Consider the following 8,879-nt stretch of genomic DNA (forward strand, 5'->3'; position numbering starts at 1 on the left):
CTACGAATCTTATCGTATTGCTCAAGAACTCCGAATATCATCAGATGATTTGACAAAGATGGTTCGTCTTTACGTGATAACAGCGGACAAAAGGTACCTTGATCATTTTAATGAAATCATTTCTATTCGTAATGGTACAAGTCCACGCCCAAAAGACTACGATAGTGTTTATTGGGACCTGGTGTTGGATGATAAAAGACCAAGACCCTATGAAAAGGCAAAATCATTAGTTCAGATGATGATAGATCAGGGTTTTTCTCTTCAGGAGTTTGAACTGCTAAGACAAGCGCAAGAAAAGAGTGATGCACTGACTGCAATTGAACTTAAGGCTATAAACGCTGTCGAAGGAAAATTTGATACCGGGAGTGGTCAATATGCCATTCAGGGAGAACCCGATAAAAAACTTGCTATCGATTTAGTTTTTGGCAAGAACTATATGAAGGAAAAAGCAAACATTATGGCTCCCATTCAGTTGTTTTTCGAAAAAATTAGGGAAAGAACAACTAAAAGAAATGAAGAACTTTCACATGAAATTACTCGGGTCATTTCTATTGCTATCATTCTTTCAGTGCTCTCCACAATTATTATGTTGATTTCTATTATTAAAGCCTTACACAGAATTGCAAGAGCCGCTAAAGAGAATGAACTTCTTCTTCTTAATATCCTCCCAGTATCCATTGCAGAGCGACTTAAGAGAGGTGAAAAAATTATTGCTGATGAATTCCCTCAGGCAAGTATTCTTTTCTGTGATATCGTGTCTTTCACGGCCCTGATGGCAAAAATAGGCACCAACAAAATGTTTGACATTTTAGGAAACCTCTTTGACGAATTTGATGATTTGGCACAAAAATATGGTGTTGAAAAAATTAAAACAATTGGGGATTCTTATATGGCTGCTGCAGGAATTCCTGAGCCTGCAGCTGATCATGCCTTTCGTATAGCTGATTTTGCGCTGGCTATAAAAGACAAAGTAAAAACATTTTCTCAAATTCATAAGGTAGAGTTGCAAATCCGTATAGGAATGACCTATGGAACAGTGATCGCCGGAGTGATTGGACATAAAAATTTATCTATGATGTTTGGGGTGATGTAGTTAACATCGCAAGCCGGATGGAAACAACAAATATTCCCGGAGAAATTCAGATTACGCAAAAAATGGCATTACTATTGGAAGAACAGTTTATCATTGAAGAAAGAGATGAAATTGAAGTGAAAGGCAAAGGCAAGATGTGTACTTATTTTCTTAAAGGACGTCGTCGATAGTTTGTACTCTGTAAGCTATGAGCGGTGTGCTAAGGGAACCTTGTTTTATCCAGTTATTATTTTTCAATTGTTCTATATTTTCTCCTCAAGTATTGTAATCAAATTTTCTTAATATGATGATCAAAGCAGTCGAGTTTTAAGAAATTTTTTATATCCTCTTTTATTAATTTAATAACAGCAAAACAAAACAAGCCCAGTAAAGTACTGATTAAAAAATCATAAGGAAAAAAGGTAAAAAATCATTGATGGTGAATAAAAAATTCTAGAGTTTTTTCCATATAAATGATTTATTTAGTATATACTTAAATTAACTTACAGGGATTATTGGAGGCGTACTATGCCAATCAATACTTCATTGGCCAATCATCTGCTGATAGCTATGCCCTCATTGACGGATCCCAATTTTGAACGCTCTGTAATTTACATTTGTGAACACCATATACAAGGAACGGTAGGGTTGATAATCAACCGTCCGATGCAATATCCCCTTGGTATGGTTTTTGAGCAGATGGAAATTGAACCGATTCGAATCGAGCAAAATCAAAAGCCTTTATTATTTGGGGGTCCTATTCAACCGGAACGTGGTTTTGTCATTCATCGCCCACTAGGCGGTTGGCGCTCCAGTTTAGTGCTGCGTGACGACGTGACCGTTACTACCTCAAATGATATCATTCGGGCAATAGCAGCTGATATAGGCCCTAAAGATGCATTAGTGACTTTAGGGTATGCTGGTTGGGGTGAAAATCAATTAGAACAAGAAGTGATGGATAATGCTTGGTTAGTTTGCCCTTATTCTGCAGAGCTACTTTATGAAGTGCCATTCTCAGAGCGCTGGGAGTATGCTGGAATGACCATTGGCGTCAAAATGGGCCAATTAACTTCCAATGTAGGACATGCTTGATAAATTTTACTTGTATTAGTACGGAGTTTCCTCAATGCCTGATGGCGTTTATTTAGGATTTGATTTTGGTTATAAGCGAATCGGAGTTGCTGTTGGACAACAAATTACCTGCAGTGCACGCCCATTAACTACATTGGATGCAAAACTTGGCGTGCCTGATTGGGACGCAGTACAAAAAATAATTGCGGAATGGCATCCGCAAGCTTTGATTGTGGGGTTGCCAACTTGTATTGATGATAGCGAGCAGTACACGACAGCTGCCGCTCGTAGTTTTGCGCGTCAACTACGCAAGCGTTTTTTACTCCCCGTACATTTGGTTGATGAGCGCTTGTCTACTGTTGAAGCACGCGCTCAGTTGTTTGCCGAAGGGGGATATCGTAAAATAAAGCAATCCCAAGTCGATAGTGTCGCTGCCTGTATTATTCTTGAGCAGTGGCTACAGCACTCTTAGCAGACAGTGAGTACCATGCAGCATTTTTAGAAATTAGTCAGCTCTCCCGTTCTCAAATTGATTCGCTTTTAGAAAGAGCACTCTATTTTAAACACAATAAACAATACCCTTCCTATACCCAAACCAGCGTAGCTAACCTTTTTATGAAAATAGCACTCGTACACGGGTTAGTTTTGAATTGGCAGCAAAGCAATTATCCATGCCAGTCATTAATTTGGATTTGCAAAGTTCATCCGAAGCCAAGGGTGAAATCATTGAAGATACTATCAAAACTTTGGCAGCAATGGGAATTAAACTATTTATCATTAGACATATCCAAGATAGATTGCAACAGCAGTTGGCAGATGTTTTAGGAAACCAGGTGCATATTGTTAATGCAGGTGATGGGAAGCATGCGCACCCTAGTCAGGCGATGCTTGATCTAATGACTATCGTTGAAAGAAAACCAAATCTTAACCAATTAAAAATCGCGATTGTGGGTAATATTTTTCATTCCCGTGTAGCAAATTCTTTGCAATGGGTTTGTAAGAGCATGGGAGTTGGGGAGTTAACCTTGGTAGCACCTGATATTTGGCAGCCACAAACGGTACATTTTGGTCATGTGACTTCTTCTCTACGGGACGGTATACAAGAAGCGGATGTGATCGTTTGTTTGCGAGTACAGCGTGAGCGTTTATTGGAAAATGAGTATCTCGATTTATCACGATACCGGGCCGAATATGCGCTGACTCAAGATGCCCTGAAATATGCTAAGCCCGATGCAATTGTGATGCACCCAGGACCTATGAACCGTGGTGTGGAAATCGATAGTGAAGTTGCTGATGGACCACAGTCTTGTATTTTACAACAAGTTGAGAATGGTGTTTTTATGCGGATGGCTATTCTTGACGCGTTAACCAAAGAGTAAGGCGGTATGTGTCAAGCCGTTTTCTAGCTGCGGGTTATTAAGCTGTTCGCATTTTTCCCCAATGCTCGTAATTCAAGCCCATTGTTTGCAGCTATCAATTTAATTAAAGGGGGGGCTCGTAATTGAGTCATTTTGGTTAGACTGAACTACTTCGCCGCTAAGAGCCCCTTTTTCTTTATCAGATATTTTAGTTACTTCATTAGATGAAAAAATGTATTTTGGAGTGACCCTTTGTGGATTATTATGAGGCTCCTCAGATTTAGATCCTCCTTCCATTTTATTGCTCTTTTCATCTTTAAAAAACATTATAACTCCTTACAATACAGTTAGATAAAATAAATTGTTTTTATTATACACGAAAAGTATTACTTTGACTTTTTTCCTGTTCATGTGAAACAACAAATTGCTTCGCTTGTTGTTGCCACATTGTCAATTCTTTCTTCCAATAACGGATATCACTTTGATTCACCAAATCAGTTAATTCACTTAATTCTTCAAGTTTAGCAATGGTAGGTGTTATGAAATCATTGGTCGCTATGGTTAGATATAAATCTACAATCGCTTGTTTATCCATAGAACGATTGAGTGCAAAATTTGCAAACTCGTGTGCCCGTGGATCACCAGTCATACCAACAGGCTTATCATGAGGACCATTGTTGGCATGCAAGTCACGTATATAGCTAATCAACCCATTGAAATCGGTTGTTAATTCACGACGATTAAACGCTTTCCAAAAAGATACGCCAGATAGTTCATGATCAATAACGCCTACCACATAATAATGGTCATATTCTGTAATGATCATGTTACTAAATTTACAGTCTTGCTGACCTGCTATAAGGCCAACAAAAGCGAGTGCTCTTTCAAAACCTACTAGGGGTTTTTGTCGCAACCGTTCTTGCCAATTATTTTTAGATATAAAATCTTCAAGATCCATGCTCTTAGGTCTAATATGAGACATCGTGCGATATTGAGCGGAGTCACTATCTAATCGAGTATGATGTAAAGCAGATTTTGGCTGAGCCTCAGAGTCAATGAGATTTAATGCAGTGCTAATAACAAATTCACGGATTAACTGCTCTCTACTTTGCGCCCCCTTAACCAAGTATATTTCATCATTCTGGGATAACAGTCCGCCATTAAGTGTTCCTTTCTTACCTGTCTGCGAATCTTCAGCTACCTCATCATAACCATCAATCGCTTTAGCAATGATAGGAGTTTCTCTTGGTTTATTGGCTTCCTTAATGAGTGAAAAAATTACAGCCAACATAGCTACACCGGTGCAGAATCCAAGAAAATCAAATACAGTTTCAGCTGAAATATTCTTGTATTGTTGATCATGGTGATTGTGATGACCGTTATCATCTCTTCTATCATATTGTTCCACTTGGACAACCGGAAACCAATTTTTTGGCTTCCCTGCTGAAAGATTACCTTTTATGACTGGTAGATGTTTTTTATCACCTGTATTTTTTGATGATATTTTTTCCCATTTTGTTGTTGGCGTTCATCCCGTTAGATTTAGATGTAAAACCCTTTTTAGATTTAGATAGAAAGCTCATTTCAAAAGGAAATTTACTTCGCATAATAGTAACCTCGCTTGCTAAGATATCGTTCTGTTCAATTTATGAACACTAATGATACACATCAAAACTTAACGAAAACTTAATACTCTTCTAATGATGAATCCTGGGAGGCATATTTTGGTTCTGGTGCAAAAATTGTTATGGTCAAAATGGAATTGTGAGAGCCAATGCTGAGAGCGAATAGGTGAGTGGTTGCGCAGCATCTGTACGAGCTTATTTAACTGTAATTTCTCAAAATCCTGTAGCAATTTGTTCACGAACATGCTCTCTGATCTCATTGACATTTTGACCAATGTCATCCAAGCTCTCTACTGGCTAACAGGTATTAATTAAATTCCCCCTCATGCCGGACAAAATAATCTATAGTTAAGAGAGCACTCAAGGGAATGAAACATGAAAAATAAAAAACCGCTTGTTGTGATTACTGGTGCAAGTGCCGGTATCGGTAAAGCTTTAGCCATTCGTTTTACAGAGGAAAGTTATCCCTGTTTATTGATCAGTCGTCATATTGAACCGCTTGCTGAACTAAAAGGGCGTTCAGTGATGTATGCAGCACTTGATATTACTGATTATGAACGGTTCGAAATCGCAGTCCGTGATGCAGAAAAAAATATGGCAAAACCGAATGTATGATTAACAACGCTGGTTTTGTCAACGTGGGTGAATTTAGAGATATTCCAATTGAGAAAACGCATTATGAAGTTGAAGTGTTAATCAATGGGGTGATCAATGGGATAAAAATTGTTTTGTCTGATATGTCAGCTAGAAAATCAGGCACCATTATTAATATCAGTTCAATTGCTGATCGAAAACCTTATCCGACGGCTGTAAGTTATCATGCCAGTAAACATGCAATACGAAGTATTGCTGAGAGTTTGCAAATGGCCGAAGCTAAAAATAATGTTCGTATTATTAATGTTGCTCCTGGCCTGGTTAAGACAAATATTCACGCCAATATGGGGATCAGTTTTGCTGAATATTGTGAATTGTTGGGTAATCCTACTTTTCTTATGCCGGACGAGTTAGCAGAGATTATTATGTTTTGCTGGAAGCTGCCGCAGAGGATTTGTATCAGAGATTTAGTAGTAATGCCAACCGATTGCCCCTTCTAATCCGGAGCTGCACCCATTTCTACTATCCTGGCCGCTATGCTTCGATATCCTGCGCTTCGCTGCTCACATACTTATATTATGTATGCTGCGCTGCGATGCTCGGCTGTCAAAGCATAGTGACTCAGGTTAGCGAAATGGGAGCAGCTCCTCGTTGTTATCATTTCTACTATTGTGGCCGCTATGTTTTGTGATTAACCCAGACCGTTCGGGCTGAGGAGGCGCGCTATGCGCCGTCTCGAAGCCTTAGCACAGTATTAGGGCCTTTGCGCGAGATTACTTAAATTACTTAGGCAATCCCACCAACAAGCAACTCATTTAATGAATAATATTTACTCTAAATAATTAATAAGATGCCTTGTCCAGAGCGCAGACGCAAAGGAATGTTAATTCCGGCGTCTTCAATATGATCGATTACAAAACATTATAAGGCCAGCAACGTCAGTAAATAATCCCGCTCCCATGCAACACGCTTCAGTGTGGATCTTACACTGCATTTCTTAGCCTCAGACTGTTTTATTTTATGCAAGCTCGATGCCTGCAAATTATTTCCAATTTTTCTGTCTAGCCACGGTGCGCTATAAATATACTGTATGTATTAAACTTCGACTTTTCGTCCTATGTAAGAGGATTTACTTATGAAAGAAAAGAAAGAGTCTAGTTTTAATTTTGAAGAAATTCAGAACAACATTGAGAAAGCTATAATTTCAGGGAAGCCTGAGGAGGTTAGCGATTCATTATTTTGGCTTGAAGTTGCCAAAAAAATGAGATGTGCACGGAGAGTTTTTACAGGAATCGACTCGACTTGCTATCTATTGTTTATTCATCAGATCAACATGAGGATATGGGAGTGCTTCAAGAAAAAGCAGCTCTGGATGCTGAAACTTATATTAATTACGTTAAGGAGGCTGAGGATAAAATTAATTCTCTTTCCAAGCTAAACCCTCAATCATCGAATACAAAGATACAAGAAAATAAAATACCAAGGATTTCTTCATATGGCGAGAGTCTAGGATTTTATCAAAGCAAGCATAGAATAAGTACCCAACCACAAGAATACGAATTTGAAGACTTTAAAAAACAAGTTCTTAACTCGGATGCTTTTAAAAAAATGGGAGAACAATTAGCTAGACTCAAGAGCGATATTAGGAAACAGGGTAGCAGAGAGGAGCAAATAGACAAAACAACGAAATTGTCTCTTCTGGTGCAGGATATTCAAAGTATGGAAAATATTGATGATTGGAATAAGATAAAGAGCACTTCTATTAACTCTCAAGAGTTTATGGATGTCATGTATAAACGACAGGATGGGGTGGATAAACCATCAAATACCCACAGTACCATTCGAAAATTTTTTGAGGGGACATATCGTTTTGAGCAAAAATATGTTAAAAATCAGAGCATAAAAGAACGATTAAATATGATGAAGGAAGAAAACGTAAAATCAGAACAAGAAATGAATTTAAATAACGATTCCATGAATAAATCTATGTAAACCCCAGTAATAGGTTTTAAATTTAGCATATAGGAATTTCCATTTTTGTGAGTCAATAAAATCGCAAAGTTACGAATAATGTCCCCACATGGATTTGGAAAAGAATTTTCCCATTTATAATTATTGATTTAATTCCATACAAAATTTTTCTTAGATTCTTCAGATAAAATTTGGGGTACATGAAGTTCTTTAGCTGCATCATAAGCACGTTGAACTGAAAATTTTGCAAGAACTAAACGGCTATTGCTAAGCTTCATAAAAATAAAACAGCTGGAGAGAAGAAACGCAGTGTAAGATCCAGGCTGAAGCGTGTTGCATGGAAGCGGGATTATTTACTGACGTTGCTGGCCTTATAATGTTTTGTAATCGATCATATTGACGACGCCGGAATTAACATTTCGGTTAGTCTACGCTCTGAATAAGGCAACGTCGGCTTTTGATTAAAAGCTGAGAATCAATCATTGGTTTATTTCTAGTCATGAAAAGCTCCTTGCCGACCTACCTTGTTATTTAGGTGCTTGCAGTGTCTGTTTAAATGATAAAGCTTGTTGTAGAGCCGGCAAGGTAACTTTTTCAGACTCATTCATATCGGCGATCGTTCTCGCTACTTTCAACAAGCGATGATAGGCGCGAGCAGATAATTTGAGACGACTCATCACTTGGCTTAAGAATGCCAATTCTTCTTGTTCCAGGGCGCAGACTGTTTCACAGTCTTTTGTACTTAATTGAGCATTAATGCAATGCTGTCGTTGGAGTTGAATTTCCCTGACTTTTTCCACTCGCTGCCTGATTTTTATACTTTGGCCGCTTTCAATTGTATTGGGTTTAATTAATTCTTCTTGTGGTAAAGCTTGAATAGTAATCTGCATATCAATTCTATCCAGTAAGGGGGCGGAAAGCTTGGCCAGATAACGGTTAATGCGTTCAGGAGTACACAGGCAATCGGCTTGAGGGTTTCCCCATTGGCCACAGGGACAAGGATTCATTGCAGCAAGAAGCTGAAATTTGGCGGGAAACTCCATTTGTATTGCTGCTCTGGAAATAGAAATAGTTCCTGACTCCAAGGGTTCGCGTAAGGTTTCTAAAACATGTCGATGGAATTCGGGTAATTCATCAAGAAATAAAACACCGTGATGAGCAAGCGATATTTCACCGGGTTTAAGGTGG

The 8,879-nt window shown here is 38.5% G+C and carries 6 protein-coding genes and 3 pseudogenes; 6 read left to right on the forward strand and 3 right to left on the reverse strand.

From position 1 onward, the window contains the following. The first annotated feature begins 772 nt into the window (after positions 1-772). From BN58_RS33240 to BN58_RS22900, 4 genes and pseudogenes are all read left to right on the forward strand, one after another. Positions 773-1,263: pseudogene (locus BN58_RS33240) on the forward strand (adenylate/guanylate cyclase domain-containing protein). A 337-nt stretch (positions 1,264-1,600) separates the two neighbouring features. Then, the gene (locus BN58_RS06915) at positions 1,601-2,164 is read left to right on the forward strand and encodes a YqgE/AlgH family protein (RefSeq protein WP_019216210.1); all 564 of its coding nucleotides are present in this window, start codon (positions 1,601-1,603) and stop codon (positions 2,162-2,164) included. 34 nt (positions 2,165-2,198) lie between these two features. After that, entirely contained in the window at positions 2,199-2,615 is a 417-nt protein-coding gene (gene ruvX / locus BN58_RS06920) for a Holliday junction resolvase RuvX (protein WP_019216211.1), read from the forward strand. Beyond that, positions 2,597-3,522: pseudogene (locus BN58_RS22900) on the forward strand (aspartate carbamoyltransferase catalytic subunit). The gene ruvX and the pseudogene BN58_RS22900 overlap by 19 nt, the downstream one beginning before the upstream one ends. Before the next feature lie 99 nt (positions 3,523-3,621). Here the strand turns inward: BN58_RS22900 and BN58_RS06930 are convergent. Both BN58_RS06930 and BN58_RS06935 read right to left on the reverse strand, forming a co-directional pair. After that, positions 3,622-3,828: a hypothetical protein gene (locus BN58_RS06930; RefSeq protein WP_019216213.1), complete on the reverse strand. Its 207-nt coding sequence runs from the start codon at positions 3,826-3,828 to the stop codon at positions 3,622-3,624. Between the two features lie 43 nt (positions 3,829-3,871). Then, positions 3,872-4,909 carry a hypothetical protein gene (locus BN58_RS06935; protein WP_019216214.1) on the reverse strand — a complete coding sequence of 346 codons (1,038 nt, stop codon included), beginning with the start codon at positions 4,907-4,909 and terminating at the stop codon, positions 3,872-3,874. A 592-nt stretch (positions 4,910-5,501) separates the two neighbouring features. On the opposite strand from BN58_RS06935, the pseudogene BN58_RS22905 reads away from it, so the two are divergent. Together BN58_RS22905 and BN58_RS06945 are read left to right on the forward strand one after the other, a co-directional pair. Continuing rightward, a pseudogene (locus tag BN58_RS22905) lies at positions 5,502-6,220 on the forward strand (SDR family oxidoreductase). 841 nt (positions 6,221-7,061) lie between these two features. Then, positions 7,062-7,712 carry a hypothetical protein gene (locus tag BN58_RS06945; protein WP_156812411.1) on the forward strand — a complete coding sequence of 217 codons (651 nt, stop codon included), beginning with the start codon at positions 7,062-7,064 and terminating at the stop codon, positions 7,710-7,712. A gap of 506 nt (positions 7,713-8,218) precedes the next feature. On the opposite strand, the gene BN58_RS06955 is transcribed toward BN58_RS06945, so the two are convergent. Then, positions 8,219-8,879 (reverse strand): ATP-binding protein (locus tag BN58_RS06955; protein WP_019216217.1); only part of this gene is annotated, 661 nt, incomplete at its 5' end.

The sequence above is a fragment of the Legionella tunisiensis genome (genome assembly GCF_000308315.1).
Lineage (GTDB): Bacteria > Pseudomonadota > Gammaproteobacteria > Legionellales > Legionellaceae > Tatlockia > Tatlockia tunisiensis.

Excerpts from the sequence above, each read along its gene's own strand:
- BN58_RS06915 (WP_019216210.1), top strand. The coding sequence starts at position 1,601 with ATGCCAATCAATACTTCATTGGCCAATCATCTGCTGATAGCTATGCCC.
- BN58_RS06930 (WP_019216213.1), bottom strand. The coding sequence starts at position 3,828 with ATGTTTTTTAAAGATGAAAAGAGCAATAAAATGGAAGGAGGATCTAAA.
- BN58_RS06945 (WP_156812411.1), top strand. The coding sequence starts at position 7,062 with ATGGGAGTGCTTCAAGAAAAAGCAGCTCTGGATGCTGAAACTTATATT.
- ruvX (WP_019216211.1), top strand. The coding sequence starts at position 2,199 with ATGCCTGATGGCGTTTATTTAGGATTTGATTTTGGTTATAAGCGAATC.